Genomic DNA, 26,074 nt, shown 5'->3' with positions numbered 1-26,074 from the left:
CGGGAAAATCCGAAGGCAGGTTTCCCGAGATGGCGAACAAGAAATCCTCGACGACAGACATCGCGCTCCGCGTTGCGACGGCCATGAGGCAGATGGGCATCGACGGCCTGCCGCGTAATTACGAGCTGGTCTACGAGGCCTATGCCGGCTGCAATCCCGATCTCGTGCGCGACTTCATCGCGCTCGGCAAGTACAAGACGCAGGCCGCGCTTGACGAGCTCGGCCGCAAGTACCTGCCCCACCAGCACGAGGCGAGCGTGCTGCAGCGCTCGGCCGGCGCCATCAGCAGCGAGATGAGCAATTTCATGGACCTGCTCACCCAGGAGCGCTCCTCGCTCACCGACTACGGCCGCCTGATCGGCGAGGCCTCGCAGGTCATCCGCAATGCCGCCGGCGACGAGGGCGCGCTCGGCAGCTCGCTCGAAGCCCTGCAGCGCGCGACGGAGCTGCGCGTCACCCACACGGCCGAGATGGCCGAGAAGGTGGCCGCGCAATCGGCCGTCATGGACGGCATCCAGAAGGAGATGGCGGAATTCGAGGCGATGAAGTTCGTCGATCCGCCGACGAAGCTCGGCAACCGCCGCGCCTTCAACAAGGCGCTCGCCCGCGTCTATGCCAATGCGGAACTGCCGATGCTCTGCGGCGTCGTCATCGCCGAGGTGGATGCGGAGCGGCGCTTCTCGCCCGGCCAGATCGAGGCCCTGTCGGACCATCTCGTCACCTTCTACGGCAACCTCATCCGCCAGGCGTTTCCATCAAGCGCGCTTGCCGTGCGCTTCGACGGGCTGCGCTTCGGCTTCCTGTTCCACACGGCGGAAGAGAGCGAGGTGACGCGGCTTGTCGATCTCCTGCGCGCCGCCTTCCAGACGGTCGCGCTGCGCGATCCGCGCACCGGCCGCAATCTCGGGCACCTGACGCTCTCGGCGGGCGCCTGCATGTCGGACAGGGCAGACAGCGCCTTCGACCTTTCGGCCGCCTGCGAGCGGGCGCTGATGGAGGCCAAGGGGGCCGGCGGCGACCAGATCGTCGTCTACGGCCGCGGCGACGAGGTGCCGGCCGGCAAGGAATGGATGATCTACAGGGCGTCCTGATCAGAGCGCGCTGATGATCTTGCGCAGCGCCTCGTTGCGCGTGCCGAGCATCAGCACGTTCTTCATGGCGAGCTTCGGGTCGTCGGTGCGGAAGATCACGCCGTTGCCGCGCACCTTGCGGTCGATCGTCAGGCGCCCTTCCTCCTCGGTCGGCGCGATGGCGACGGCGAAATACATGCGGCCCGGCTTCGTCGAGATGCCGGCGAAGAACTGCTCCCCCTCGCCGATCTCGGCGAGGAAATTGGCCATGTAGAAGGCCCATTGCACATTCTCGAACTCGGCGAAGCGCGAATTGGCCACCGTGATGTGGCAATAGCCGAGATGCGGCGTCTGGGCGAGCGTGCGGTGAAAGATCAGCCTGGGGAACTGGATGGAATGGTGGAAGCCGTTGATGCGCTCATGGGTGATGCTGCCGGCCCGCTCCAGCTTGCGGCCCGTACGCTCGGCGACCTCCTGATAGGTGAGGTAGCGCTTCTCGCTGGGGCTCCAGGTCGGGCTGCGGTCGATGCGGCCGGTGCGCAGGAACTCCGTATGGGCTGCGGCTTTCGGCTGGTTGGTGCGCTTGTAGGCGACGGCGTCGTAATATCGGAACTTCGTCTGCTGCACCTGACCGGACCTTATCCTCGTGCCCTGATGCGTCGAAGTTTAAGCAAACGCCGTTAAACATTCCTTTCCGTGCACCTCCCGCTTCTTCGCGCGGGGTCGGCAAGGTCGCAATATGACAAAGGCATGAGAACCGCCGCTTCAGGCGGGCTGCGCAGACTTTCCGTTGGGCGTCTTTTATCAAACCATTGTTCCTATTGTATTATTTATACCATCATTGCAGAATTTCCTCTTTTCCCCTGTCGTCAACTTGGAACGGTATGTCGTTTTCCGGAATGTCGGGCGGCCGGACTTGCGCTTAGATAAGAACGCTCAAGGTGCTGCTTCCCCCAAGGAAGCGGAGAATTGGGAAGCCGGTTGAAATCCGGCGCTGCCCCCGCAACGGTGTTGGAGCAAGGTGCAGCAGAGGCCACTGGACGAGATGTCCGGGAAGGCGCTGCGCCGGTCCTCAAGGGACACTCCTCAGCCCGGAAACCAGCCTGGAGCATCGATCGTGACTGGCTGCGGCGGGCGGCCGGGAAGCGTGCAAACCGTGCGGCCTGCCGCCCGGATGCCGTCTCCTCCGTGCGCCTCAGCAAATCTGGATATCTGAGGATCCGCCATGGACATTCGCAGCGACGTGCTCCGCAAGCTCAAGACCCGGCGCGAGGGCCACAGCCTCGAGCAGGCCTTCTACATCGACCCCGACCACTACAGGCTCGACCTGGAGACGATCTGGTATCGCGACTGGCTGTTCATCGGCCACGACTGCGAGATCCCGAAGGCGGGCAACTATTTCACCGTGCAGGTCGGCGATTATCCCGTCGTCGTCACCCGCGACCGTTCCGGCACCGTCCGCGCGCTGCACAATTCCTGCCGCCACCGCGGCTCGCGCGTGTGCACGCAGCACAAGGGCACGTCGGCCAAGCTCGTCTGTCCCTACCACCAGTGGACCTACGAGCTCGACGGCTCGCTGCTCTTCGCCCGCCACATGGCGGAGGATTTCGACAAGGCGCAGCACGGCCTGAAGCCGATCCATTGCGAGACGGTCGGCGGCTACATCTTCATCTGCCTTGCCGAGGAGGCGCCGGACTTTTCCGCCTTCCGCAGCCTGGTCGAGCCCTATCTTGCCCGCCACCGCCTCGGCGAGACGAAGGTCGCCTTCGAGAGCACCATCGTGGAGAAGGGCAACTGGAAGCTCGTCTGGGAGAACAACCGCGAGTGCTACCATTGCGCGGCCAACCATCCCGAGCTCTGCCGCACCTATCCCGAGGCTCCGAGCGCCACGGGCGTGCAGGGCGCCAAGGACGATCCGGTCATCGCCGCGCATTGGGAAAAGTGCGAGGCGGCGGGCCTTGCGAGCGAATTCCGCATGTCGCCGACCGGCCAGTTCCGCGCCGCGCGCATGCCGCTGATCCAGGATGCGGAGAGCTACACCATGTCCGGCGCGCCCGCCGTGCAGCGGCCGCTGTCGAGCGATGTCCTGGAAAGCGGCATCGGCACGCTTCTCCTCTTCCACTATCCGACGACGTGGAACCATGTGCTGGCCGACCACGCCATCACCTTCCGCGTGCTGCCGCTCGGCCCGGAGCTCACCCAGGTCACGACGAAGTGGCTGGTCGCCAAGAATGCCGTCGAGGGTGTCGACTACCGCCTCGACGAGCTCACCCATGTGTGGACCGAGACCAACGACCAGGACCGCCGGATCGTCGAGGAGAACGCCTTCGGCATCCGTTCGCCCGCCTACCAGCCCGGCCCCTATTCGGTCGAGGACGAGGGCGGCGTCATGCAGTTCGTCGAGTGGTACACGAACTTCATGATCGACCGCCTGGGCGACAAGAAGCCGATGTCCCGGGTGGCCTGACATGACGATATCGACCCCGTTTCGCCACTTCGACGAACTGAACCCGTGGCACGACCGCCAGAACCTCCTGGAATGCATCGCGGTCACGGCGGAGACTTCCGACGTGATGACGTTCACGTTCAGCTCCGATCAGAAGAACTGGTTCCGGTACCTGCCGGGCCAGTTCGTCACCCTGGAGCTGCCGGTGTCGCAGGACGAGCCGGTCATGCGCACCTATACGCTCTCCTCCTCGCCCTCGCGCCCCTTCTCGGTCGCGGTGACGGTCAAGGCGCAGAAGAATTCCATCGGCACGCGCTGGATGTTCGACAACCTGCATCCGGGCATGACGCTACGGGCGTTCGGCCCGCTCGGCGACTTCTCCTTCGTGCGCTACCCGGCGGAAAAGTACCTCTTCGTCTCGGCAGGCTCCGGCATCACGCCGATGATGTCGATGACGCGCTGGATGGCGGACTGCGCGCCGCAGTCGGACGTCTCCTTCGTCACCTGCGCGCGCAAGCCGGAGGACCTCCTTTTCAAGGCGGAGCTCGAATGCCTCGCCGCGCAGATGCCGAGCCTGACGCTCGGCTTCGTCGTGGAGAGCCAGAATCCGCGTGACGGCTGGCACGGCCTTCGCGGCCGGATCGACGCGGCGCGGCTCTCGCTGCTCGCGCCCGATTTCCGCGAGCGCACGGTCTTCTGTTGCGGCCCGGAACCCTTCATGCGCGGCGTGCGCGACATGCTGAAGGTCTGCGGCTTCGACATGGCGCGCTACCACGAGGAGAGCTTCCAGCCGTCGAGCGCGCCCGCGCCGGAAGAGATCGCCATCCGGGCCGGCGCCGGCGAGCAGGCCGTGGATGCCGACGCGGTCGCCACCGTCACCTTCACCATGGCAGGCAAGGACGCTCCGTGCCCGCCCGGCCAGACGATCCTGCAGACCGCGCGCGCCGCGGGCGTGCGCATCGGCGCGGCCTGCGAAGGCGGCCTGTGCGGCACCTGCCGGGTGCTGAAGGTGACGGGCGAAGTAGAGATGCACCACAACGGCGGCATCCTGGAGGACGAGATCGCCGAAGGCTACATCCTCGCCTGCTGCTCGCGGCCGATGGGGGACGTGTCGATCGAGGCGTGAGGCGCAACGGTGCCACGCTGCTGCCCGGCATCCCCTCCATCCCTAGGCACCATCCATCCGCCGGTGTCACCTCACCGCCGGAAGCGCTCCGCCGGTCGGCGTCAATCCTCTCGCCGGCGTCATCCTCGACTCCCACCGTCGTCATCCTCGGGCTTGACCCGAGGATCCATGCCACAAGCGAGGCGCCGCCGTGAGGGTGGATGCTCGGGTCAAGCCCGAGCATGACGAAGGAGAGGGAAGAGAGAGGGAGAAGAGGAGACAGAGGGTAGGAAGGAGGGCTTTCCTGGCCCTCCCACCTTGCTCTACTCTCAGTCCGTCTTCGCGCGGCGGGCCGGGAAGAGGATGACGTCGCGGATAGAAGGGGCGTTCGTCAGGAGCATGATCAGGCGGTCGACGCCGATGCCGAGCCCCCCGGCAGGCGGCATGCCCTGGTCGATGGCGTCCAGAAACTCGTCGTCGAGCTGCTTGTCCTTCTCGCCGCGGCCGTGGGCCTGCTGAAGCTGCTCGACCATGCGGGCGCGCTGCTCCTCCGGGTCGTTCAGCTCGGAGAAGGCGTTGCCGAGTTCCCAGGTGTTGCAATAGGTCTCGAAGCGTTCCACGAGGCGCGGCTCGCCCGGCACTTCCTTGGCGAAGGGCGAGATGTCCTTCGGGAAATGCGTGACGTGCGACGGCTGGATCAGCGTTCCCTCCACCTTCTCCTCGAAGATGAAGGCGAGGCACTCGCCCCAGGTCCAGTCCTTCTCCACCTCGAAACCGGCGGCCCTGGCGGCGGCGCGGGCTTCCTCGTCCGTCTTGATGGCGAGGAAGTCGATGCCGGTCGCTTCCTTCACGGCATCCGGCATCGGCACGCGCCTGAACGGGCCCTTGAAGGAGATTTCCTTGTCGCCGTAGGCGAACTCCGTCGAGCCGTGGATCTTGACGGCAAGCTCGGCGAAGAGGCGCTCCACGAGGTCCATGATGTCCTCGTAATCCGCATAGGCCCAGTAGCACTCCATCATCGTGAACTCGGGATTGTGCCGCGTCGACACGCCCTCGTTGCGGAAGTTGCGGTTGATCTCGAACACCTTGTCGGTGAGGCCGGAGACCAGCGTGCGCTTCAGGAACAGTTCCGGCGCGATGCGCAGATACATGTCGAGCTTCAGCGTGTTGTGGTGCGTCTTGAAGGGTTCTGCCGTCGCGCCGCCGTAGACGGAATGCAGCATGGGCGTCTCGACTTCCATGAAGCCGTCGTTCTCCATGAAGCGGCGGATGCCGGAGACGATCTTCGAGCGCTGCTGGAAGCGGAGCTTCGATTCCTCGTTGGTCATGATGTCGAGGTGGCGCTTGCGGTAGCGGATCTCGACATCGGCGACGCCGTGCCACTTCTCCGGCATCGGCAGCAGGGTCTTCGTCAGCATGACGATCTCCTGCGCGTTGATCGTCAGTTCCCCGCGCTTGGTGCGGCGGACGACGCCGGTGACGCCGATGATGTCGCCGAGGTCGATCATCGGCAGGAGGGCACGCGCCTCCTCCGGCGTCGTGTCCTTGTGGGAGAAGATCTGGATCTTGCCGGAGGCATCATGGATGTCCATGAACATGCCGGAATTGCGCGAGGAATAGACGCGGCCGGCCACGGTCACGACATCGCCGCTCTCCGTGTCGGGCTCGAGGCTTTCGTACTTCTCCGCAAGCTCCGCATTGGTCATCGTGCGGTGGAAATGCGCCGGGTAGACATCTCCGACCGTCTCGCGGAGCTGGCCGAGCTTCTGGCGGCGGACTTCCGTCGGGTCGGAGGAAAGGGCGGTTTCGGTCTTGTCGTTCATTCTTCTCGTTCCTTACTTTCCGCCGCCGGCCATGGAGGCCACGACCTGCGCGGCGACCTTCAGGCGCTGGCGCACGACGGAGCGGCCGAGGATGGCCATCGAATCGAAGAGCGGCAGCGAGCGCGACGAGCCGGAGACGGCAACGAAGAGCGGCGCGACGACGACCTTCAGCTTCTTGCCGAGCTTGTCGGCGCTCGCGCGCAGTTCCGCCTCGATGCTTTCCACGGTCCATTCCGGCATCTTCTCAAGGTCCGGCTGCACCTGGTTCAGCACTTCGAGAATCTCTTCCGGCGCCGACTTCACCTTGGCGAAGGACTCCGGCGTCAGCCCGAGGTCGGACTTCAGCAGGAAGCCGGCGAGGTCCGGCAGCTCGCCGAGCTTGGAGATGCGCGACTGCGAGAGCTTCAGCCCCTCGCGGATGCGGTCGTTCTCCATCGCCCAGTCGAGGACGCGCTTCATGAAGTCCTCTTCGGAAAGCTGCTCGCGCAGCCAGCGGCCGTTCAGCCAGTCGAGCTTCTGGATGTCGAAGATCGCGCCGGCCTTGGAAAGGTTCTCCGGATCGAACTTTTCGGCAAGCTCATCCATGGTCAGCAGTTCCTCGCCCTCGGAAATCTGGATGAAGAACAGGCCGAGGAAGTTCATCAGCGCTTCCGGCAGGTAGCCGAGCGCGGAATAGTAGGAGATCGAGGTCGGGTTCTTGCGCTTGGAGAGCTTCGACTTGTCGGCGTTGCGCATCAACGACAGATGCATGAAGACCGGCTCCTGCCAGCCGAAATAGCGGTAGAGCAGGATGTGCTTGGGCACCGAGGCAAGCCATTCCTCGCCGCGCGCCACATGGGTGATCTTCATCAGGTGGTCGTCGATGACGTTCGCCATGTGATAGGTCGGCATGCCGTCGGCCTTGATCAGCACCTGCATGTCGACGCTTTCCCACGGGATCGACACGTCGCCGTAGACGCCGTCGTGGAAGTCGCAGGAGCCTTCCGCCGGGATCTTCATGCGCACGACCGAGGGCTCGCCCGCGGAGACCCGGCTCGTTACTTCCTCGGCGGAAAGGTTGAGGCAGTGGCCGTCGTAGCCCGGCGGCTTGCCGGCGGCGCGCTGCGCCTCGCGCATCTTCTCCAGCCGTTCCGGCGTGCAGAAGCAGCGGAAGGCATGGCCCTTCTGCAGCAGCTCCTCGGCATAGGGCCAGTACATGGCCTTGCGGTCGGACTGGCGGTAAGGGCCGTAGGGGCCGCCGACATCGGGGCCTTCGGACCATTCGAGGCCGCACCATTTCAGCGCGTCCAGCACCTTCTGCTCGAATTCCGGCGTCGAGCGCGTGGCGTCCGTGTCCTCGATGCGCAGGATGAAGGTGCCGTTGTTCTTCTTGGCGAAGAGATAGTTGAAGAGCGCGATATAGGCGGTGCCGACATGGGGCTCGCCGGTGGGGGAAGGTGCGATGCGTACGCGAACGCCGGATGCGGTTCCGGAAGTGCTCATGGATGTGGCCCGTCTCGACTTTGGAAGGGAGTGCCCGGATTTGCGGGAGAAAGGGGCTCTCCGTTGGGCTGGGTGAGACCATATTCAGCCCGGCGCGTCAAGGGAATGTCGATCGGCGGCTAGCGCACGGGCCAGACATAAAGCAGCGTCGGCACGCTGACGATGACGATGAGGATGGAGAGCGGCAGGCCGACGCGCGGATAATCGGCGAACTTGTAGCCGCCCGGGCCCATCACCAGCGTGTTGCACTGGTGGCCGACGGGGGTGAGGAAATCGCAGCCCGCGCCGATCGCCACGGCCATCAGGAAGGCCTCCGGCTTGTAGTGCAGCGCATTGGCGAAGCTGGCGGCGATCGGCGCCATGACGAGGACGGTCGCCGCATTGTTGAGGAAGGGCGTCACGGCCATGGCGGTAAGAAGGATGAGGCCAAGCGCGCCGAAGGGCGGCAGGTGCACGGCGATGTCGCCGAGCCAGCCGGCGACGAGCTCGCTCGCCCCCGTCGTGCGCAGGCTGTCGGAAACGGGGATGAGGGCGGCGAGCATGATGAGGATCGGCCCGTCGAGCGCCGTATAGGCCTCGCGCAGCGGCACGGCGCGGAAGACCACCATGGCGACGGCGGCGGCGAAGAAGCCCGTCGCCACCGGCACGACGCCGAAGGCGGTGGCGACCATGGCCGCCATGAGGATCAGGACGGGAATGATCGCCCGGCGCGGCGCGCCCAGCAGGATCTCGCGCTGGGCGAGCGGCAGCAGGCCGAGTTCGGTGAGCTGCGTCGGCAGCGTGCGGTTGTTGCCCTGCACCACGATCATGTCGCCGGGGCGCAGGCGCACGGCGGAGAGCTTTTCGCGCAGCCGCTCGCCCTGCCGGCTGACGGCGAGCAGGTTGATGCCGTAGGAATGGAAGAGCGCGATGCTGCGGGCGGAAATGTCGATGAGCCGCGAATCCTTGCCCACCACCGCCTCTATGGCGCTGATCTCGCCCTCCTCGCCGCGCCCGGCGCGGATCGGCTGGCCGGAGAGCGTGAGGCCGGCGGCGGAGACCACCTTGTCGAGCGCCCCTGCCGTTCCCTCCATCAGGATCGTGTCGCCCGCGGTCAGCCGCACGTCCGGCAGCGGCGCGATATGGACATGGCCGCGGATGATGGCGGTGGCGATCACGTCGCCATCGCCGTTGCGCAGCACCTCGTTCAGCGACTTGCCGACGGAGGGCGAGCCGGCCTCGATCGTCGCGTCGGAGGAATAGGCGGCCGCCTCCAGCGCTTCCTCGATATTGGCGCTCTTGTTCGTGCGCTCGGGCACGATGCGGTTGAAGAGGAGGAGGAAGAGGATGCCGCAGACCGTCAGCACCGCGCCGACGGGCGTGAAATCGAACATGCTGAAGCTCTCGCCGCCGATCTCCTGGCGCAGGCGCGAGACGACGATGTTGGGCGAGGTGCCGATCTGCGTCATGAGGCCGCCGAGGAGCGCGGCGAAGGCCATCGGCATCAGGAACTTGGAGGCCGGCGTGCCGGACTTCTTGGCGAACTGGAAGGCGAGCGGCATCATGATGGCGAGCGCGCCGATATTCTTGATGAAGGCCGAAAGCACCGCGACGGAGACGAGCAGCAGCGCAAGCTGGCTGCGCCTGGAGGCAAGGTTCGGGAAGAAGCGCTTGACCGCGAGGTTGACGATGCCCGAGCGCGCGACGGCCGCGCTCACCATCAGGGCGCTTGCGACGATGATGACGATGTCGTCGGAAAAACCGGAAAAGGCCTTGTTGAAGGGAACGATGCCGAGCGCGAGCGCCAGAAGCAGCGAACAGCACGCCACGACATCGTAGCGGAACCGTCCCCAAATGAACGCCGCCATCATCAGAGCGATGACGACGAAGGCGAAGGTCTGCTGAAGCGTCATGGAGCTGTCCGTGCGGCGGGGCGATGCTCGGCGTGAATTCCCTGCAGGTCCTGCCGGTTCCGCCGCAAGCGGCGCAGCCGTCCAGAACTTTCGCGGAACAATCCAACCGTCCGAAGATTTGCCAAGAGAAGACGGGTCGTGTCAACCGGACGCGACGGAGATGAAGAACACGGGGATTTTTCCGGTTTCTCCCCGTGGCCAACGAAACGGCAGGCGAGCTTCCCACCCGTCCGACCCGTCTTCGACCCTCCCGGTCCGTAAGTGGCCGGGGGTTAGGGCAGGTCGCCCCTACCCACCGCCGACATCTCGACGCTCTGTCACACCGCATCTCTTGACCTTTCCGCCCCGCGCCCTTAACCCGCCAGCAACAAGGACGCAGCAGGGGTTACGGGCATGAAGGTTCTGTTGATCGGATCGGGCGGACGCGAGCATGCCCTTGCCTGGAAAATGGCGCAGTCCCCGCTTCTGGATACGCTCTACGCCGCCCCCGGCAATCCGGGCATCGCCGAATGCGCCACGCTCGTTTCCCTGAATGTCGAGGACCACGCCGCCGTCTCGGCCTTCTGCAAGGAGAACGGGGTCGGCTTCGTGGTGGTCGGGCCGGAAGCCCCGCTCGTCGCCGGCCTTGCCGACGCGCTGCGCGCAGACGGCATCGACGTCTTCGGTCCCTCGGCCGCCGCCGCGCAACTAGAAGGCTCCAAGGGCTTCACCAAGGACCTCTGCGCCAAATACGATATCCCGACAGGCGCCTACAGGCGCTTCACCGACGCGACCGCGGCGAAGGCCTATGTCACCGAACAGGGCGCGCCGATCGTCATCAAGGCGGACGGGCTCGCCGCCGGCAAGGGCGTGACCGTCGCCATGACGCTCGACGAGGCGCTCGCGGCCATCGACGACTGCTTCGATGGCGCCTTCGGCGCGGCAGGCGCGGAAGTCGTGGTGGAGGCCTTCCTCGACGGCGAGGAGGCGAGCTTCTTCTGCCTGTGCGACGGAGTGAACGCCCTGCCGCTCGCCTCCGCCCAGGACCACAAGCGCGTCGGCGACGGCGACACCGGCCCGAACACCGGCGGCATGGGCGCCTATTCGCCCGCCCCGGTGATGACGCCCGAAATGGTCGAGCGCACGATGAAGAAGATCATCGAGCCGACGATCCGCGGCATGGCGGCGGACGGCCATCCCTTCCAGGGCGTGCTCTTCGCCGGCCTGATGATCACCGAAAAGGGCCCGGAACTCATCGAATACAATGTCCGCTTCGGCGATCCGGAATGCCAGGTTCTGATGATGCGCCTCGAGAGCGACCTCCTGCCGATCCTGCACGCCGCCGCCGTCGGCCGGCTCGACAAGGTCTCCGCGACATGGCGGGACGACCCGGCGCTCACCGTCGTCATGGCCTCGAAGGGCTATCCCGGCGCCTACGAGAAGAACACGCCCATCCTCTCGCTGCCGGCAGACGACGCCGCGACCAAGGTGTTTCATGCCGGCACAGCCCTGAAAGACGGAAAACTGGTCGCGACGGGCGGGCGCGTGCTCAACGTCACGGCCGTGGCAAGGACCGTCGGCGAGGCGCAACAGGCCGCCTACCGGGCGCTCGACAAGGTGGAATGGCAGAACGGCTTTGCCCGCCGCGATATCGGCTGGCGCGCCGTCGCCCGCGAAAAGGCTTGAGGCGGGACGGCGAAATCGCCCGATAGATCGAATTTTACCATTTCTCCTGACGGGACCGTAACCGGCAGGCGCTAGGTTGCTCCCAACGATGAGGGAGAACCGTTGATGCGTATCCTGCTGCCGACCTTCGCCTTGGCACTTCTTGCCGGCCCCGCCCTTGCGGGCTCGATCGAACCCGTGACCGGCGCCACCGCCGCGGACAGCATCTCGACCATCACCTGCGAGGCCTGCCCGGCGCTGAAGCCGAAGCCCGTCGCCGAGACCTACCATGTCGACGCGATCGCGCCCGGCACGCAGAAGGTGGAAATCCGCGAGGAGAACGGCGAGCGCAAGCTCTTCCGCACGGAAGCCTGGATGGGCGGCTCGCCCGTCCTCTTCGTCAGCAAGGCGCCCGCCGAGACGGTCGACAGCGCCGAGACGGAGCAGCCCGTCGATACGAGCGCCAGGACGAGCGCCCTTGGCAAGGACGCGGCCCAGGCGACGGTGACGGCCGGCATGACGGCCTCACGGGAGTTTGATCCCGGAAAATTTGAACTCAGGCTCGATTGACCCCATATTGGTGGTCCCTGCCTCTCAGTCCCTCCAGGCTGACGGGAATTCGCGAAAGCGGACGGATGCGCCCCTGGCCCTCAGGCGGGGGCGCAAACGTGTCAGCCGCCCTCTTCCCCCAGATCCCTGACGAGGTTGTCGACCTCCCGGTCCGAATAGACGGCGATGCCGGCGCGGCGAAGCAGCGCCGCCGTTACCCCCTGCCCCGCATGGCGCGCACCGGAAAACGTGCCGTCATGGATGAAGCCCGATCCGCAGGACGGGCTGCCGTCGATGAGCAGGGCATGGTGGCAGCCGTTCTCTTGCGCGACGTCCAGCGCGATGCGCGCGCCCTCGATATAGGCCGCCGAGACATCGCCGCCGGAAATCTCCAGCACCCGCGCCCGCCCGTCGAGCACGTCGTCGCCGTCGCGCCCACCCTCGATTTCCGCCGGCGGCCGCGGCACGGCAAAGCCGCCCGCAAGCTCGGGACAGAGCTCCACCAGCCGCCCCTCCGCCCGCCAACGCGCAACCGCCTCATGCACGAGCGGCTTGGCCGACCCGTTGTAACGGACCGGCCGGCCGGCTAGACAGGCGCTGATGAGGATTTTCCCGGTCATCAGCGCCGACCTCTCATCCCGCGATCTTCGAGAAATCCGCGACCGTGCCGGTTGCCGCGCGGATGGCGGAGAGCAAGGCGAGGCGGTTGGTGCGGATGGCGGGGTCGTCGTCGTTGACGAGGACGTCGGTGAAGAAGCGGTCGACCGGGGCGCGCAGTGCCGAGAGGGCTGCCATGGCGGAGCGGAAGTCTTCCTTCGCGACGGCGGCGGAGGCGTCCCTGGCGGCGGTTTCGACGGCGGCGTGCAGCGCCTTTTCCGCATCGAGCTTCAGGAGGGCGGGCGAGACGGCGCCTTCGACGACGGTGCCCTTCTTCTCTTCCGCGGCGAGGAGCTGCGTGGCGCGCTTCGTGCCGGCGAGGAGGTTCTGGCCCTCCTCGGAGGTGATGAAGGCCGTCAGCGCCTCGACGCGGCGGGCAACCGTCAGCAGATCGTCGGCGTCCGGCGTCAGCACGGCGTCGATGAGGTCGTGCCGTGCGCCCATGTCGCGCAGGTACACCTTGAGCCGGTCATGGAAGAAGGCGATGAGATCCGGGTCCCTGACGACCGACAGCAGCGGCAGGCGGATGTTCTTTTCCAGCAGCATGCGGATGACGCCGAGGGCGGCGCGGCGCAGCGCATAGGGGTCCTTCGAGCCGGTCGGCTTCTCGTCGATGGCCCAGAAGCCGATCAGCGTGTCGAGCTTGTCGGCGAGCGCCACGGTGAGCCCGACCTTGCCGGACGGCACGCGGTCGGAGGGCCCCTGCGGCTTGTAATGGTCCTCGATGGCCTCGGCGACGGCGGCGTCCTCGCCCTGGAGGGCGGCGTATTTGCGGCCCATGATGCCCTGGAGCTCGGGGAATTCGCCGACGGCCTCCGTGCGCAGGTCAGCCTTGGCGAGCACCACGGCGCGGTCGACGAGCGCGGCATCGGCGCCGGTGACCTTCGCCAGTTCGGCGGCCAGCGTGCGGATGCGCGCGACGCGCTCGCCCTGCGTGCCGAGCTTGGCGTGGAAGGTCACGTCGAGCGCGTCGAGCTTGGCCATGCGCTGGTCGAGCGGCTTTGCAAGGTCGAGGCCGAACTTCTCGGCGGATACCTTCAGCGTGTCGAGGTCCGGCAGGTCGCCCTGGTCGCGCAGCCAGAAATGCTTGGCGTCGGAAAGGCGCGCACGCACGACCTTGCCGTTGCCGTGCACGATCTCCTTGCCGCCGTCCTTCGCCTCGATGTTGGAGACGAGGATGAAATGGTTGGAAAGCGCCTCGGTGCCCGGCCTGCGCGTGACGAAGCATTTCTGGTTCGTCTTGATGGTAAGGCGGATGATCTCGGCGGGGATCGCCAGGAACTCTTCCTCGAAGGTGCCGAGCAGGACCTGCGGCCATTCGACGAGGCCGGACACTTCATCCAGCAGGCCTTCGTCCTCGACCAGTTCGAGGCCGTTGGCGAAGGCGATGTTGTTAGCGTCGGTGGCGATGATCTGCCTGCGCCGCTCGGCGTCCAGCACGACCTTCGCCTTTTCGAGGCTTGCGGCATAATCGGCAAAGCGCCGCACGGTGATGGCCTCCGGCGCATGGAAACGATGGCCGTAGGTGACGTTGCCGGCGACGAGCCCGTCGACCTCGAAGGGCACGACGCGCGTTTCCTCGGTCTCCGCGCCGAAGGTGCACAGGATCGATTGCAGCGGGCGCACCCAGCGCATGGCGCCGGGCCTTGCCGAGGCGGCGCCCCAGCGCATGGATTTCGGCCAGGGGAAATTGCGGATGATGCCCGGCATCGCCTCGGCAATGATCTCCTCGGCGGGGCGGCCGGGCTTGACGATATGGGCGACGTAGAAATCGCCCTTCTTCGGATCCGAATGGACATGCGCCTCGGAAATCGAGGAAAGCCCCGCGCCGCGCAAGAAGCCTTCGATCGCCTTCTCGTTGGCGTCGGTGCGCGGGCCCTTGCGCTCCTCGCGGATATCGACCGAACGGGCGTTGAGGCCGCGGATGTCGAGCGTCAGGCGGCGCGGCGTCCAGTATTCGCGCGCGCCCTCGTAGGTCAGGCCCGCTTCCACCAGCGCGTCGGTGACGAGTTTCTTCAGGTCGCCCGCCGCCTTGCGCTGCATGCGGGCGGGAATTTCCTCGGAGCGGAGTTCAAGCAGAAGATCGGGCATGTCAACTTTCCTCACCCTCGCCACGCGGCAAGGGTCGGCACGGCGTGCCGGTATGGGGTGAAAATCGTGTGCCTCTGCTAGCAAAGTTGGGCGGTGCTGTACAACGGCAAATATGCCGCCCCGCCGACGGAAAGGCCGTCAGTGCCCGCTGGCGGCGACCTCCTGCGTTTCCGCCGCCGCGCCCTCGCCTTCCGCCGTCGCGCCGCCCGCTTCGGGCTTCGTCTCCCCTTCCGCCTCGATGACGGCATTCGGGTCGACGCAATCCTCCCGCTCCGTCATCGCCGTGACGATGGACTTGATCTCATCGAGGGAGAGTTCCTTGCGCTCGCCGTAGAAATCGCCGTTCTCGGCGGGCTGGCCGTCCGTGTAGCGGGCGACGAAGGGGGCGGCCATGCCGGGAACGGCGGCGGGATCGCGCGCGAAGAGCACTTCGGCGCCGATCGCCCGGCCGCGCATGTCGGCGCGGTTCACGGGGCCGGCGGCATCGAGGAGGATGACCTGGTAGAGATCGGCTTCTTCCGCATTGGAGAGGGCACCGGCCACGCGCAGCGCCGTCTTCACGCGGATATCGCCGTCCTTCGCCGCCGAGCGCACGTATCTGCGCAGCCATTGCTGGCCGTCCTGCTCGATGCGCACGGTGGAGACGGTGGTGCAGGCGACGCCCGAGATCGTCTCGGACGGTGGCCCGAGCAGCACATCGCGCCCGACGAAGATCGCGGCGGCGCCCGAGGCGCCGGTGAGCACGAGAACGCCGGCGGCAATGATCAGGATCTTCCGGGACAGGCGGAACGAGGTCGGCAGGAACTTCACGGGCGTCGAACTTCTCTTTGAACGCAGAACACGAACGCGCCGAGAGCACGCGAACGCCCGCACTCTACAGGCCGTGCGTTTCCGAAGTTTTAAACCGCAGCGTGCCGTTTCGATCCATTCTTGCGAATGATTTGCAATAGCGTTGACAGGGAACAAAAGGGCCCTATAGTCAATTGCAACTCATTCGCAAAAGCAGATCAGGTTTCCCATGCTCCGCCGCTCGTTCAATGCCCTCCTTCTCGGCCTGCCGCTCGTCGCGGCCGCCCCGGCGCTCGCGCAGGAAAAGCCGAAGGTGGTGACGACCTTCACCATCATCGCCGACATGGCGGCGAATGTGGCGGGTGATGCCGCGACCGTGGAATCCATCACCAAGCCCGGCGCGGAGATCCACAACTACCAGCCGACGCCGCGCGACATATTGAAGGCGCAGGACGCCCAGCTCGTGCTCCGCAACGGCCTCAACCTCGAGCTCTGGTTCGAAAAGTTCCTCGCCAATCTCGGCGACGTGCCGAACGTCGTCGTCAGCGACGGCATTACGCCGATGAGCATCGTGGAAGGCCCCTACGAGGGCAAGCCGAACCCGCATGCCTGGATGTCGCCGGACAACGCGCTGATCTATGTGGAGAACATCCGCAAGGCGCTCGGCACGCTCGACCCCGCCCACGCCGCGACCTACGACGCCAACGCCAAGGCCTATGGCGAGAAGATCAAGGCGCTCGGCGCGGAGATGAAGGCGAGGATCGGCGCGCTGCCGGAGGAAAAGCGCTGGCTGGTGACCAGCGAGGGCGCGTTCTCCTATCTCGCCCGCGACTTCGGCCTCAAGGAACTCTTCCTCTGGCCGATCAATGCCGACCAGCAGGGAACGCCCAAGCAGGTGAAGGCGGTGATCGACGCGGTGCGCGAGCACAATATCCACGTCGTCTTCAGCGAAAGCACGGTCTCGGCCAAGCCGGCAGAGCAGGTGGCGGCCGAAACGGGCGCGGCCTATGGCGGCGTCCTCTATGTGGATTCCCTCAGCGAGGCCGGCGGGCCGGTGCCGACCTATCTCGATCTCCTGCGCGTGACCTCCGAGACCATCGTGAAGGGGCTGTCGCAATGATGATGGGCAGCAAGGCGAAGACGGTGGCCGGCATCGTCGCCGAGGACGTGACCGTCACCTACCGCAACGGCCTCACGGCGCTGCGCCATGCCAGCTTCTCCGTGCCGACGGGCACGATCACCGCGCTCGTCGGCGTCAACGGCTCGGGCAAGTCGACGCTCTTCAAGGCGATCATGGGCTTCGTGCCGGTTGCCGGCGGCAAGGTGACGATCCTCGGCCTTTCCGTGCGCGAGGCCCTGAAGAAGAACCTCGTCGCCTATGTGCCGCAGGCCGAGGAGGTCGACTGGACCTTCCCGGTCCTCGTCGAGGACGTCGTCATGATGGGCCGCTACGGCCACATGAACTGGCTGCGCATCCCGACGAAGCGCGACCACGAGATGGTCGACGAGGCCCTCGAACGCGTGAACATGTCCGCCTATCGCAAGCGCCAGATCGGCGAGCTTTCCGGCGGGCAGAGAAAGCGCGTCTTCCTCGCCCGGGCGCTCGCGCAGGAGGGCCGGGTGATCCTGCTCGACGAACCCTTCACCGGCGTCGACGTCACGACGGAAGAGCAGATCGTCGAGCTGCTCGGCACGCTGCGCGAGGAAGGCCGCGTGATGCTCGTCTCCACCCACAATCTCGGCAGCGTGCCGGACTTCTGCGACCGCACGGTCTTCGTCAAGGGCACGGTCATCGCCTCCGGCCCGACGGCCGAGACCTTCACCGAAGCCAACCTGGAAAAGGCCTTCGGCGGCGTGCTCCGCCACTTCATCCTCGGCGGCCCGGACCTCCACGACGACGAGGACAGGCGCTCCGTCAAGGTCATCACCGACGACGAGCGCCCCTTCGTCATCTACGGCGAGCGCGAGACGGAGAAGCGGCCGTGACCGGGGCGCTGCTCGAGCCCTTCTCCTACGGCTACATGGTCAACGCCATGTGGGTGAGCGCGCTGGTCGGCTGCATCTGCGGCTTCCTTTCCGCCTATCTCATGCTCAAGGGCTGGTCGCTGATCGGCGACGCGCTCTCGCACTCCATCGTGCCGGGCGTTGCCGGCGCCTACATGCTGGGCCTGCCGTTCGCGGCCGGCGCCTTCCTTTCCGGCGGGCTCGCCGCCGGCGCCATGCTCTTCCTCAACCGCCAGACGCGGCTCAAGGAGGATGCGATCATCGGCATGATCTTCTCCTCCTTCTTCGGCCTCGGCCTCTTCATGGTCTCGCTCTCGCCGACGCCGGTGAACATCCAGACCATCGTGCTCGGCAATATCCTCGCCATCACGCCGGAAGACACGATCCAGCTCGCCATCATCGGCGCGGTGACGTTCGTGGTCCTCCTCCTGAAATGGAAGGACCTGATGGTGACCTTCTTCGACGAGAGCCATGCCCGCTCCATCGGCCTCAACGCGACGGGCCTGAAGGTGCTGTTCTTCACGCTGCTCAGCGCCTCCACGGTCGCCGCCATGCAGACGGTCGGCGCCTTCCTCGTCGTCGCCATGGTGGTGACGCCGGGCGCCACCGCCTATCTCCTGACCGACCGCTTCCAGCGCCTCGTGGTGATCGCCGCCGCGCTCGGGGCCGGCACCAGCCTCGTCGGGGCCTATCTTTCCTATTTCCTCGACGGCGCGACGGGCGGCATCATCGTCGTGCTGCAAACCGCGCTCTTCCTTGTCGCGTTCCTGCTTGCACCCAAGCACGGGCTCATCGCCGCGCGGCGGAGGGGACGACAGGCGCTTTCCGCGGCGGTAGAGGCGGGCCGGCCATGAACGAGACGCTGCAACTCGCCCTTATGCCCTTCCAGCTCGCCTTCATGCAGAACGCGTTCCTGGTAACGCTGACCATCGCGGTACCCATGGCGCTGCTCTCCTGCTATCTCGTGCTGAAGGGCTGGTCGCTGATGGGCGATGCGGTCTCGCATGCCGTGCTGCCGGGCGTCGTCCTCGCCTATGTAGCGGGCCTTCCCTTCGCGGCGGGGGCATTCGTCGCAGGCCTCGTCTGCGCACTTGCGGCCGGCTATCTCAAGGACAACAGCCGGGTGAAGGAGGACACGGTCCTCGGCATCGTCTTTTCCGGCATGTTCGCCCTCGGCGTCGTGCTCTATGTGAAGATCCAGCCGGACGTGCATCTCGACCATATCCTCTTCGGCGACATGCTCGGCATCGGTGCTGCCGATCTTATCGAAACCGCCGTGATCGCGCTTGCCGCGACAGGCTTCATCCTCGCCTTCCGCAAGGATCTTCTGGTACAGGCTTTCGACCGGCAGCACGCCTCGGCCATCGGCCTGCCGGTGAAAGTCCTGCATTACGGCCTGCTCGCCGTGCTCTCGCTCGTCGTGGTCGGCGCGCTGAAGGCGGTCGGCATCATCCTCGCCGTCGCCATGCTGGTGGCGCCCGGCGCCATCGCCGCCCTCCTCACCCGGCGCTTTCCCACCATGCTGGCGGTCGCCGTCTGCGTTGCGCTCAGCTGTTCCTTCTTCGGCATCTGGCTGAGCTTTCTCCTCGACAGTGCCCCGGCGCCGACCATCGTCCTTTTGATGGCGGGCCTCTTCGTCCTTGCCTTCCTCTCCCGCATGATCCGCGACAGAAAGCCTCTGGAAAGCATCTGACCGGCGCCGTCGCACTCTGTCGACAGCCGGCCGGTTTGCGTCTATCGTCCGGCGCAACCGGCCTCTGCGGCCGCAACGACAACGACACGAACGCAACGGGACGGCATGGCGCATATCGGTATCGTCGGCGGCGGCCTGATGGGCTGCGCCACAGCGCTCCATCTTCTGGAACAGGGCCACAGCGTCACAGTGCTGGAGCGCGATGCCGGCGGCCTGCCGGCTTCCGTCGGCAATGCCGGCATTCTCGCCGTGCCGGAAATCGACCCGCTCGCCCGGCCCGACATGCTGCTTTCCGTGCCGAAATGGCTGCTCGATCCGCTCGGCCCCCTCACCGTGCGCTGGCAGGATCTGCCCGCCCTGACGCCCTGGCTCATGAAATTCCTCTTCTCCGCGCGGCCGGGCAAGGCGGCGCAAAGCCGGGAGGCGATGCTCTTTCTCATGAGGACCGCCGAGGCCGACCATGTGCGCCTCGGCGCTCTTGCCGGCGTTTCCGGCCATATGCGCGATACCGGCGCTCTGACCGTCTTCGACAGCGTTGCCGCCCGTGACAAGGTCTTCGCCCATGAAGCGGAAAATGCGAGGCTGATCGGCCACAACGTCGAAAAGCTGGACGCCGGGGAGGCCCGCCGCCGCGTGCCGGCCCTCAAGGGAGCCTTTGCCGGTGCCGTCTTCAACGACGGCTACAAGATCTTCGAATATCCGCTGACCTTCCTGCGCCGGCTGCAGGCCGCGCTGCGCGAGCGGGAGGCCTTCACAGACGCCAACGTCGCCGCTGTGGGCCAGCGGGAGAACGGCATCGCGGTGCGCACGGAGGGCGGGCGCAAGTTCATCTTCGACCGGCTCGTCGTCGCGGCCGGCGTCTGGTCGCGCCGCTTCGTCGCCGATCTCGGCCTGAAGGTGCTGCTCGAAACCGAGCGCGGCTACAACACGACCTTCATGAACCCTTCGACCGTGCTGGACATGCCGGTCTTCTTCTCCGAGCACGGCTTCGTCGCGACGCCCTTCGAGAACGCGCTGCGCATCGGCGGGGCGGTGGAGCTCGCCTCTCCGGACGCACCCGCCAACTACAGGCGTGCCGCCGCCATGCGCCGGAAGATGCGCCGCTACGTGCCGGACCTTCAGGAAGAAGGCGGCACGGAATGGATGGGCCGCCGGCCCTCGACGCCGGATTCCATTCCCGTCATCAGCCTTCATCCGCGCGACCCGCGCGTCGCCTTCGCCTTCGGCCACGGCCATCTCGGCCTGACGCTCTCGGCCACCACCGGACGCCACGTCGCCCGGCTCGTTTCCGGCGAGGACGACAGCGCGCTCGCCCCCTTCTCCATCGCCCGCTTCCAGTAAGCGGATCGCCCATCACCATAGAAAGACGAACATGCACAAGGTCATTTTTGACACGGACCCCGGCGTCGACGACGCCATGGCGCTGCTTTTCCTGCACAACCACCCCGAAATCGACCTCATCGGCATCACCACCGTCTTCGGCAATGCCGCCATCGAGACGACGACGCGCAACGCGCTGTTCCTCAAGCGCGAATGGGGCATCGCCGCGCCTGTCGCGCGCGGCGAGGGCAAGACCTACAATCCCATGCGCAACCCGACCGACTGGCCGGTGATGATCCACGGCCATGACGGGCTCGGCAATATCGACGTGCCGGAGGCGATCGACCTGCCGGTCGACCCGCGCCCGGCGCACCGCTTCATCATCGAGACCGTGCGGGCGAACCCCGGCGAGGTGACGCTGATCGCCGTCGGCCGCATGTCGAACCTTGCCTACGCGCTGAAGGAGGACCCGGAGATCGCCGGCCTCGTCAGGCAGGTCATCATCATGGGCGGCGCCTTCGACGTGCCGGGCAACATCACGCCCGCCGCCGAGGCCAATATCCACGGCGACCCGGAAGCCGCCGACGCGGTGATGACAGCGCCGTGGAAGGTGGTCGTCGTCGGCCTCGACGTCACGATGAAGACGGTGATGACGCGCAGGCGCCTTGCCGAGCTCACCGCGCAGAATGGCCGGAGCCTCAAGCTGCTCTCCGCCGTCTCGCAGTTCTACATCGACTTCTACGGCCGGCATGTGGAGGGCGAGGGCATGGTGGTTCACGATAGCTGCGCCTGCATCTACCTCGTCGCCCCCGAACTCTTCGAAACGCGCAGCGGCGCGATCCGCGTCGTCTGCGGCGGCATCGCCGACGGCCAGACGATCCAGAAACCCGACGCCCGCAGCTTCCCGCCCGGCAACTGGGACGGCCTGCCGAGCCAGCACGCCTGCATCGGCATCGACGCGGAAAAGGTGATGGCGCTGCTGGACGAGACGCTGGTGCGGTAAGGGAAGCCTGCCCCTCACCTGCCTGCCGGCATCCTCTCCCCGCAAGCGGGGCGAGGAACGATGGGCTCACCGTTCTGCCCCTTCTCCCCGCCTGCGGGGAGAAGGTCCCGGCAGGGGGATGAGGGGCTATCCGGGCCTCTTTATCCCGCCACCGCCGGCAATTGCCAGTCGATGGGCTTGCGGCCATGCTCTACCAAAAACGCATTCGCCTTGGAGAACGGCCGCGAGCCGAAGAAGCCGTTATGCGCGGAGAGCGGCGAGGGATGGGGCGAACGCAGGACGAGGTGGCGGCTGCGGTCGACGAAGGCGGCCTTCTTCTGCGCGTAGGAGCCCCAGAGGATGAAGACGACGGGCTTTTCCTGCTCGTTGACCGCGCGGATGACGGCATCCGTGAAGCGCTCCCAGCCGCGGCCCTGATGCGAGGCGGCGCGGCCCATCTCCACCGTCAGCACGCTGTTGAGAAGCAGCACGCCCTGTTTCGCCCAATGCTCCAGGAAGCCGTGGCGGGCCGGGGCAATGCCGAGGTCCTCCTGCATTTCCTTGTAGATGTTGACAAGCGACGGCGGAATGCGCACGCCCGGCTGCACGGAAAAGCAGAGCCCGTGCGCCTGCCCCTCGCCGTGATAGGGATCCTGCCCGAGGATGACGACGCGCACCTCGTCGAGCGGCGTCAGGTCGAGGGCGCGAAAGTATTCCGCCCCCTTCGGGAAGATGCGCCGCCCCTCCTGCTTCTGTTCGAGGAGGAAGCGCTTGAGGTCCGCCATGTAGGGATCGGAAAATTCCGCCGCCAGCGGCGCCTTCCAGCTTTCGCCGATCTTCACTTCGCTTGCCGTCATCGTCCGCTCCCTTCCGTCAGGGCGGGAGTTTAGCCCCGGAAAGCGGCATGGACCGGCAGAACCGCCGGTCATCCACAGCTAATCCTGTGCTACACCGAGCACCGTCATCAGGCTTCTCATGCGCGTCGCCGCCAATTCCGGCCTGTCGAGCACATTCGCCCGGTCGGCAAGGCGGAAGACATCGGCATAATGCAGGACGCCGCGGGCGGACTGCAGGCCGGCCGGCATGGTGAAATGGTCCTGATGGCCGTTCAGCCAGGCGAGGAAGACGACGCCTGCCTTGTAATACTGCGTCGGCGCCTCGAAGATTTTTCGCGACAGCGGCACGGTGGGCGCGATGACCGCGCGGAAGGTGGCGGCATCGCCGGCCGCAAGCGCGCAAAGCGCCGCCGAGGCCTGCGGCGCCACCGCATCGAAGATGCCGAGCAGCGCGTGGCTGTACTTCCGACCATCGCCCTCGATCAGTCCGGCATAGTTGAAATCGTCGCCGGTGAAGCACAGCACGCCTTCCGGCAGCCGGTCGCGCAGCGCCACTTCCTTCGCATTGTCGAGCAGCGAGATCTTGATGCCCTCGACCTTGCCGCGGTTCTCCTCGATGATCGACAGCACCGTCTCCAGCGCCCGCTCGAAATCCGCCGCGCCCCAATAGCCGGCAAGCTGCGGATCGAACATGTCGCCGAGCCAGTGCAGCACGACCTTGTCCTTCGCCTGGGAGAGGATGCGGCCATAGACCTTGCGGTAATCGTCCGGCGAGGCCGCGACGCGGGCAAGCGCGCGGCTCGCCATCATAATCGCCCGGCCGCCGTGCTTCTCGACAAAACCGACCTGCTCCTCATAGGCGCGGATCACGTCGTCCAGCGAGCGGGCGTCGGCGGGATCCAGGTGATCGGTGCCCGCCCCGCAGGCGAGATCGGCGCCCGGCACCGTCCGCGCCTCGGCGAGCGAGCGGCGGACCAGCTCCTGCGCGCCGGACCAGTCGAGCCCCATGCCGCGCTGCGCCGTGTCCATCGCCTCGGCGATGCGGAAGCCGAGCGACCAGAGATGATGACGGAACTTGAGCGTCGCCTCCCAGTCGACCGCCGGTCGCTCCCACGGCCGCGTGTCGCGGCGCGGATCGGAAACCACATGGGCCGCCGCATAGGCGATGCGGCTGAAACGCGGCACGGCGGCGGGGCGCGGGGTGGGCGTGCCTGTGAGCGCATAGGCTTCGACGCCGCCATCGGCATGCGGCAGGAAAAGGCTGATCGGCATGGCATCCTCCCGGTGGGTTTCGGAGGGGATAATTTAGATCGTTCCAAATTTCAAGGGTGATTTTGAAGAGCAACCTTCAGCGACGGGACGCAGCCAATCACACAGGAAGGCGGAAAGCGCCCACTCCACCCTCCATTGTCATCCTCGGGCTCGACCCGAGGATCCACGCATCCGCAATGCCGCGCGTGTCGCATGGATGGTCGGGTCAAGCCCGACCATGACGAAGGAGAAGAGAGGGGTCATGGCAAGAATATGAAGAACGCGCGCTCCCGAACTCAATCAAAACCTGCTTGACAAATTTGGAACGATCCAATTAATTACCCACCAACAAGCGGGCAACCACGCCCGCTCAGGGAGGAGCCGTCGTGAACAAGGGCCGGGTGACCGTCGTCGATATTGCGCGCGCCGCCGGCGTGTCGAAGTCGACCGTCTCGCTCGTCCTGCAGGCAAGCCCGCTCGTCAACGAGGCGACGCGGGCGAAGGTGAACGCGGTCATCCGCGAGCTCGGCTATGTCTACAACCGCGGCGCGGCGAACCTGCGCCAGTCTGCCTCTTCGCGGATCATCGGCATCATCGTCAACGACCTCACCAACTCCTTCTTCGCCGAGCTTGCCGTCGGCATGGACATGGTCATGCAATCGGCCGGCTACGTGCAGTTCCTCTCCAACTCCGCCGAGAGCGTCGACCGCCAGCGCGAGGTCATCGCCTCGATGCGCGAGCACGGCATTTCCGGCCTCATCCTCTCGCCCGCCCGCGGCACGGAAGCCGCCGACCTCAAGCCGCTTGCCGCGAGCGGCATTCCCGTCGTCGCCGTGGTGCGCAACGTCGTCGGCGCGAAGGTCTCCAGCCTTTCCTCCGACAACCATGCCGGCGCGAAGGATGCGGTGCGCCACCTCGTTTCGCTCGGCCACCGCCGCATCGCCTTCCTCGGCGGGATAGCCAACACCACGGTCTTCGGCGAACGCGTCGCCGGCTGGCGCGATGCCTTGGCCGAAGCCGGGCTGGAGGCGCCGGATGCGCTCGTCATCGGTACCACGGCCTCGCGCGCCGGGGGCGTCGCCGCCATCGAGCGGGCGCTTCTCGTTCCCGACCGGCCGACCGCCGCGCTCTGCTTCAACGACGCGGCCGCCTTCGGCGTCTGCGACGGGCTGCGCGCCGCCGGCATGGAGCCGGGCCGCGACTTCGGCGTGGTCGGCTTCGACGACGTGATCGAGGCCGAGACCGCCGTGCCGGCGCTGACGACGGTGTCCGTCGACCCGCAGGGCATGGGCCGGCGGGCGGCGCAACTGCTCTTGAAACAGATCAATGCGGGCCGGGTGGAGCCCGAGGCCATCGTCGGCTCCGTGCGCCTCGTCGTGCGCCAGAGCTGCGGCGCCGGCCTGAAAACCGGGAGGAAACCGGCATGACGCGATGGGGTTTGATCGGGGCGAGCACGATCGCCCACGAATGGGTGATCGACGCGATCCGCGCCGTCGGCGGCGAGATTGCCTCCGTGATGAGCACCAGCGCCGAGCGCGGCCGCAAATATGCGGACGACCACGCGGTCCCCAAGGCGGTCACGACGCTCGACGCCCTCGTGAACGATCCGGAAGTGGACGCTGTCTACATCTCCACGACGAACGAGCTGCACCGCGACCAGGTTTTCGCCGCAGCGAAGGCCGGCAAGCACATCCTCTGCGAAAAGCCGCTCGCCACCTCGCTCGACGATGCCCGCGCCATGGTGAAGGCGGCAAAGGAGGCCGGCGTCATTCTGGCGACGAACCATCACCTGCGCGGGGCGGCGACGCACCGGGCGATGCGCGACGCCATCGCGGCCGGCAGGATCGGCCGGCCGCTCGCCGCCCGCGTCTGCCATGCCGGCCTCTTACCGGCGCATCTTCAGGGCTGGCGGCTCGACAGGCCGGAGGCCGGCGGTGGGGTCATTCTCGACATCACCGTGCATGACACGGATGCGCTGCGCTTCGTGCTCGGCGACGATCCGGCCGAGGTGATCGCCTTCGGCCAGGAAAGCGGCATGGCCACAAGCGGGCTGGAAGACGCGGCCATGGGCGCGATGCGCTTCAAATCCGGCCTCATCGCCCAGTTCCACGACGGCTTCACCACGCCCTATGCCGTGACCGGCTTCGAGGTGCACGGCAGCGAGGGCTCGCTGATCGCCCGCAACTGCATGATCCAGAAGCCGGGTGGCTCGGTGACGCTGCGCACCGCCGCCGGCGAGGAAGACCTGACGCTCGACCACCGCAACCTCTACGAGACGACGCTTGCCGCCTTCGATGCGGCGATTGCCGGCAAAGGCAGGCCGCTCTGCACCGGCGAGGACGGCGTCTGGTCGCTGGCGACCGGCCTTGCGGCGATGGAAGCGGCGCGCACCGGCAATGCGGTGAAGATCGCGCCCTGCCCCTGAACGACACGACGGAAG

22 protein-coding genes and 1 riboswitch are annotated in these 26,074 nt (G+C 66.5%); of the genes, 13 read left to right on the top strand and 9 right to left on the bottom strand.

Annotated elements, in window-relative coordinates:
- The first annotated feature begins 29 nt into the window (after positions 1-29).
- Positions 30-1,091 (top strand): diguanylate cyclase domain-containing protein, encoded by a 1,062-nt coding sequence (locus tag HNQ66_RS20300; RefSeq protein ID WP_184146120.1) that lies wholly within the window; start codon positions 30-32, stop codon positions 1,089-1,091.
- Here HNQ66_RS20300 and HNQ66_RS20295 read toward each other — a convergent pair whose 3' ends face one another.
- The gene (locus tag HNQ66_RS20295) at positions 1,092-1,697 is read right to left on the bottom strand and encodes a DUF6656 family protein (protein ID WP_184146107.1); all 606 of its coding nucleotides are present in this window, start codon (positions 1,695-1,697) and stop codon (positions 1,092-1,094) included. It lies immediately after the preceding gene.
- Between the two features lie 295 nt (positions 1,698-1,992).
- Positions 1,993-2,191: riboswitch (cobalamin riboswitch) on the top strand.
- A 104-nt stretch (positions 2,192-2,295) separates the two neighbouring features.
- Here HNQ66_RS20295 and HNQ66_RS20290 point away from each other — a divergent pair.
- On the top strand, positions 2,296-3,537 hold the full coding sequence (locus HNQ66_RS20290; RefSeq protein ID WP_184146104.1) for an aromatic ring-hydroxylating oxygenase subunit alpha: 1,242 nt from the start codon (positions 2,296-2,298) through the stop codon (positions 3,535-3,537).
- A gap of 1 nt (position 3,538) precedes the next feature.
- Positions 3,539-4,642, top strand: a complete 1,104-nt coding sequence (locus tag HNQ66_RS20285) for an FAD-binding oxidoreductase (protein WP_184146102.1) — start codon at positions 3,539-3,541, stop codon at positions 4,640-4,642.
- Between the two features lie 308 nt (positions 4,643-4,950).
- Here the strand turns inward: HNQ66_RS20285 and lysS are convergent, their stop codons facing one another.
- The 3 genes from lysS to HNQ66_RS20270 form a co-directional block, all read right to left on the bottom strand.
- Entirely contained in the window at positions 4,951-6,444 is a 1,494-nt protein-coding gene (gene lysS, locus HNQ66_RS20280) for a lysine--tRNA ligase (RefSeq protein ID WP_184146099.1), read from the bottom strand.
- A 12-nt stretch (positions 6,445-6,456) separates the two neighbouring features.
- On the bottom strand, positions 6,457-7,926 hold the full coding sequence (gene gltX / locus HNQ66_RS20275) for a glutamate--tRNA ligase (RefSeq protein ID WP_184146096.1): 1,470 nt from the start codon (positions 7,924-7,926) through the stop codon (positions 6,457-6,459).
- A 119-nt stretch (positions 7,927-8,045) separates the two neighbouring features.
- On the bottom strand, positions 8,046-9,818 hold the full coding sequence (locus tag HNQ66_RS20270) for an SLC13 family permease (RefSeq protein ID WP_184146094.1): 1,773 nt from the start codon (positions 9,816-9,818) through the stop codon (positions 8,046-8,048).
- A 393-nt stretch (positions 9,819-10,211) separates the two neighbouring features.
- On the opposite strand from HNQ66_RS20270, the gene purD reads away from it, so the two are divergent.
- The gene (gene purD / locus HNQ66_RS20265) at positions 10,212-11,483 is read left to right on the top strand and encodes a phosphoribosylamine--glycine ligase (protein WP_184146091.1); all 1,272 of its coding nucleotides are present in this window, start codon (positions 10,212-10,214) and stop codon (positions 11,481-11,483) included.
- 105 nt (positions 11,484-11,588) lie between these two features.
- The gene (locus HNQ66_RS20260) at positions 11,589-12,032 is read left to right on the top strand and encodes a plant virulence effector HPE1-like domain-containing protein (protein ID WP_184146088.1); all 444 of its coding nucleotides are present in this window, start codon (positions 11,589-11,591) and stop codon (positions 12,030-12,032) included.
- Positions 12,033-12,133: 101 nt separating this feature from the next.
- Here HNQ66_RS20260 and HNQ66_RS20255 read toward each other — a convergent pair whose 3' ends face one another.
- The 3 genes from HNQ66_RS20255 to HNQ66_RS20245 form a co-directional block, all read right to left on the bottom strand.
- The gene (locus tag HNQ66_RS20255) at positions 12,134-12,631 is read right to left on the bottom strand and encodes a 2-thiouracil desulfurase family protein (protein WP_184146085.1); all 498 of its coding nucleotides are present in this window, start codon (positions 12,629-12,631) and stop codon (positions 12,134-12,136) included.
- Positions 12,632-12,644: 13 nt separating this feature from the next.
- On the bottom strand, positions 12,645-14,759 hold the full coding sequence (gene glyS, locus HNQ66_RS20250; protein WP_184146083.1) for a glycine--tRNA ligase subunit beta: 2,115 nt from the start codon (positions 14,757-14,759) through the stop codon (positions 12,645-12,647).
- A 138-nt stretch (positions 14,760-14,897) separates the two neighbouring features.
- Positions 14,898-15,569, bottom strand: a complete 672-nt coding sequence (locus HNQ66_RS20245) for a hypothetical protein (protein WP_184146080.1) — start codon at positions 15,567-15,569, stop codon at positions 14,898-14,900.
- Positions 15,570-15,777: 208 nt separating this feature from the next.
- Between HNQ66_RS20245 and HNQ66_RS20240 the strand changes: the two genes are divergently transcribed.
- The 6 genes from HNQ66_RS20240 to HNQ66_RS20215 all read left to right on the top strand — a co-directional run bounded on the left by HNQ66_RS20240 (position 15,778) and on the right by HNQ66_RS20215 (position 21,568).
- On the top strand, positions 15,778-16,668 hold the full coding sequence (locus HNQ66_RS20240; protein ID WP_184146077.1) for a metal ABC transporter substrate-binding protein: 891 nt from the start codon (positions 15,778-15,780) through the stop codon (positions 16,666-16,668).
- Positions 16,665-17,534 carry a manganese/iron ABC transporter ATP-binding protein gene (locus HNQ66_RS20235; RefSeq protein ID WP_184146074.1) on the top strand — a complete coding sequence of 290 codons (870 nt, stop codon included), beginning with the start codon at positions 16,665-16,667 and terminating at the stop codon, positions 17,532-17,534. The genes HNQ66_RS20240 and HNQ66_RS20235 overlap by 4 nt, the downstream gene beginning before the upstream one ends.
- Positions 17,535-17,569: 35 nt before the next feature.
- On the top strand, positions 17,570-18,406 hold the full coding sequence (locus HNQ66_RS20230; protein ID WP_184146166.1) for a metal ABC transporter permease: 837 nt from the start codon (positions 17,570-17,572) through the stop codon (positions 18,404-18,406).
- Positions 18,403-19,245: a metal ABC transporter permease gene (locus tag HNQ66_RS20225; protein WP_184146071.1), complete on the top strand. Its 843-nt coding sequence runs from the start codon at positions 18,403-18,405 to the stop codon at positions 19,243-19,245. Before HNQ66_RS20230 ends, HNQ66_RS20225 begins: the two co-directional genes overlap by 4 nt.
- A 105-nt stretch (positions 19,246-19,350) precedes the next feature.
- Positions 19,351-20,586, top strand: a complete 1,236-nt coding sequence (locus tag HNQ66_RS20220) for an NAD(P)/FAD-dependent oxidoreductase (RefSeq protein ID WP_184146068.1) — start codon at positions 19,351-19,353, stop codon at positions 20,584-20,586.
- Between the two features lie 31 nt (positions 20,587-20,617).
- Positions 20,618-21,568 (top strand): nucleoside hydrolase, encoded by a 951-nt coding sequence (locus HNQ66_RS20215; protein ID WP_184146065.1) that lies wholly within the window; start codon positions 20,618-20,620, stop codon positions 21,566-21,568.
- A gap of 140 nt (positions 21,569-21,708) precedes the next feature.
- On the opposite strand, the gene ung is transcribed toward HNQ66_RS20215, so the two are convergent.
- Positions 21,709-22,404 carry a uracil-DNA glycosylase gene (ung, locus tag HNQ66_RS20210; protein ID WP_184146063.1) on the bottom strand — a complete coding sequence of 232 codons (696 nt, stop codon included), beginning with the start codon at positions 22,402-22,404 and terminating at the stop codon, positions 21,709-21,711.
- A 78-nt stretch (positions 22,405-22,482) separates the two neighbouring features.
- Positions 22,483-23,655 (bottom strand): dihydrodipicolinate synthase family protein, encoded by a 1,173-nt coding sequence (locus HNQ66_RS20205; protein WP_184146060.1) that lies wholly within the window; start codon positions 23,653-23,655, stop codon positions 22,483-22,485.
- Positions 23,656-24,020: 365 nt separating this feature from the next.
- On the opposite strand from HNQ66_RS20205, the gene HNQ66_RS20200 reads away from it, so the two are divergent.
- Together HNQ66_RS20200 and HNQ66_RS20195 are read left to right on the top strand one after the other, a co-directional pair.
- Entirely contained in the window at positions 24,021-25,061 is a 1,041-nt protein-coding gene (locus HNQ66_RS20200; RefSeq protein WP_184146057.1) for a substrate-binding domain-containing protein, read from the top strand.
- Positions 25,058-26,059, top strand: coding sequence for a Gfo/Idh/MocA family protein (locus HNQ66_RS20195; protein WP_184146055.1), 1,002 nt, complete (start codon positions 25,058-25,060; stop codon positions 26,057-26,059). Before HNQ66_RS20200 ends, HNQ66_RS20195 begins: the two co-directional genes overlap by 4 nt.
- Positions 26,060-26,074: the final 15 nt, after the last annotated feature.

It is taken from the genome of Shinella fusca (assembly GCF_014203155.1).
Lineage (GTDB): Bacteria > Pseudomonadota > Alphaproteobacteria > Rhizobiales > Rhizobiaceae > Shinella > Shinella fusca.
The sequence above is the reverse complement of the archived record's forward strand: the minus strand, read 5'-3'. Positions and strand labels throughout refer to the sequence as shown.

Bases quoted from the DNA above. Each gene is read 5' to 3' on its own strand.
- HNQ66_RS20255 (WP_184146085.1), bottom strand. From the start codon at position 12,631: ATGACCGGGAAAATCCTCATCAGCGCCTGTCTAGCCGGCCGGCCGGTC.
- HNQ66_RS20195 (WP_184146055.1), top strand. From the start codon at position 25,058: ATGACGCGATGGGGTTTGATCGGGGCGAGCACGATCGCCCACGAATGG.
- HNQ66_RS20220 (WP_184146068.1), top strand. From the start codon at position 19,351: ATGGCGCATATCGGTATCGTCGGCGGCGGCCTGATGGGCTGCGCCACA.
- HNQ66_RS20290 (WP_184146104.1), top strand. From the start codon at position 2,296: ATGGACATTCGCAGCGACGTGCTCCGCAAGCTCAAGACCCGGCGCGAG.
- glyS (WP_184146083.1), bottom strand. From the start codon at position 14,759: ATGCCCGATCTTCTGCTTGAACTCCGCTCCGAGGAAATTCCCGCCCGC.
- HNQ66_RS20300 (WP_184146120.1), top strand. From the start codon at position 30: ATGGCGAACAAGAAATCCTCGACGACAGACATCGCGCTCCGCGTTGCG.
- gltX (WP_184146096.1), bottom strand. From the start codon at position 7,926: ATGAGCACTTCCGGAACCGCATCCGGCGTTCGCGTACGCATCGCACCT.
- HNQ66_RS20230 (WP_184146166.1), top strand. From the start codon at position 17,570: ATGGTCAACGCCATGTGGGTGAGCGCGCTGGTCGGCTGCATCTGCGGC.
- HNQ66_RS20235 (WP_184146074.1), top strand. From the start codon at position 16,665: ATGATGATGGGCAGCAAGGCGAAGACGGTGGCCGGCATCGTCGCCGAG.
- ung (WP_184146063.1), bottom strand. From the start codon at position 22,404: ATGACGGCAAGCGAAGTGAAGATCGGCGAAAGCTGGAAGGCGCCGCTG.
- HNQ66_RS20240 (WP_184146077.1), top strand. From the start codon at position 15,778: ATGCTCCGCCGCTCGTTCAATGCCCTCCTTCTCGGCCTGCCGCTCGTC.
- HNQ66_RS20285 (WP_184146102.1), top strand. From the start codon at position 3,539: ATGACGATATCGACCCCGTTTCGCCACTTCGACGAACTGAACCCGTGG.
- lysS (WP_184146099.1), bottom strand. From the start codon at position 6,444: ATGAACGACAAGACCGAAACCGCCCTTTCCTCCGACCCGACGGAAGTC.
- HNQ66_RS20270 (WP_184146094.1), bottom strand. From the start codon at position 9,818: ATGACGCTTCAGCAGACCTTCGCCTTCGTCGTCATCGCTCTGATGATG.
- HNQ66_RS20215 (WP_184146065.1), top strand. From the start codon at position 20,618: ATGCACAAGGTCATTTTTGACACGGACCCCGGCGTCGACGACGCCATG.
- purD (WP_184146091.1), top strand. From the start codon at position 10,212: ATGAAGGTTCTGTTGATCGGATCGGGCGGACGCGAGCATGCCCTTGCC.
- HNQ66_RS20205 (WP_184146060.1), bottom strand. From the start codon at position 23,655: ATGCCGATCAGCCTTTTCCTGCCGCATGCCGATGGCGGCGTCGAAGCC.
- HNQ66_RS20260 (WP_184146088.1), top strand. From the start codon at position 11,589: ATGCGTATCCTGCTGCCGACCTTCGCCTTGGCACTTCTTGCCGGCCCC.
- HNQ66_RS20225 (WP_184146071.1), top strand. From the start codon at position 18,403: ATGAACGAGACGCTGCAACTCGCCCTTATGCCCTTCCAGCTCGCCTTC.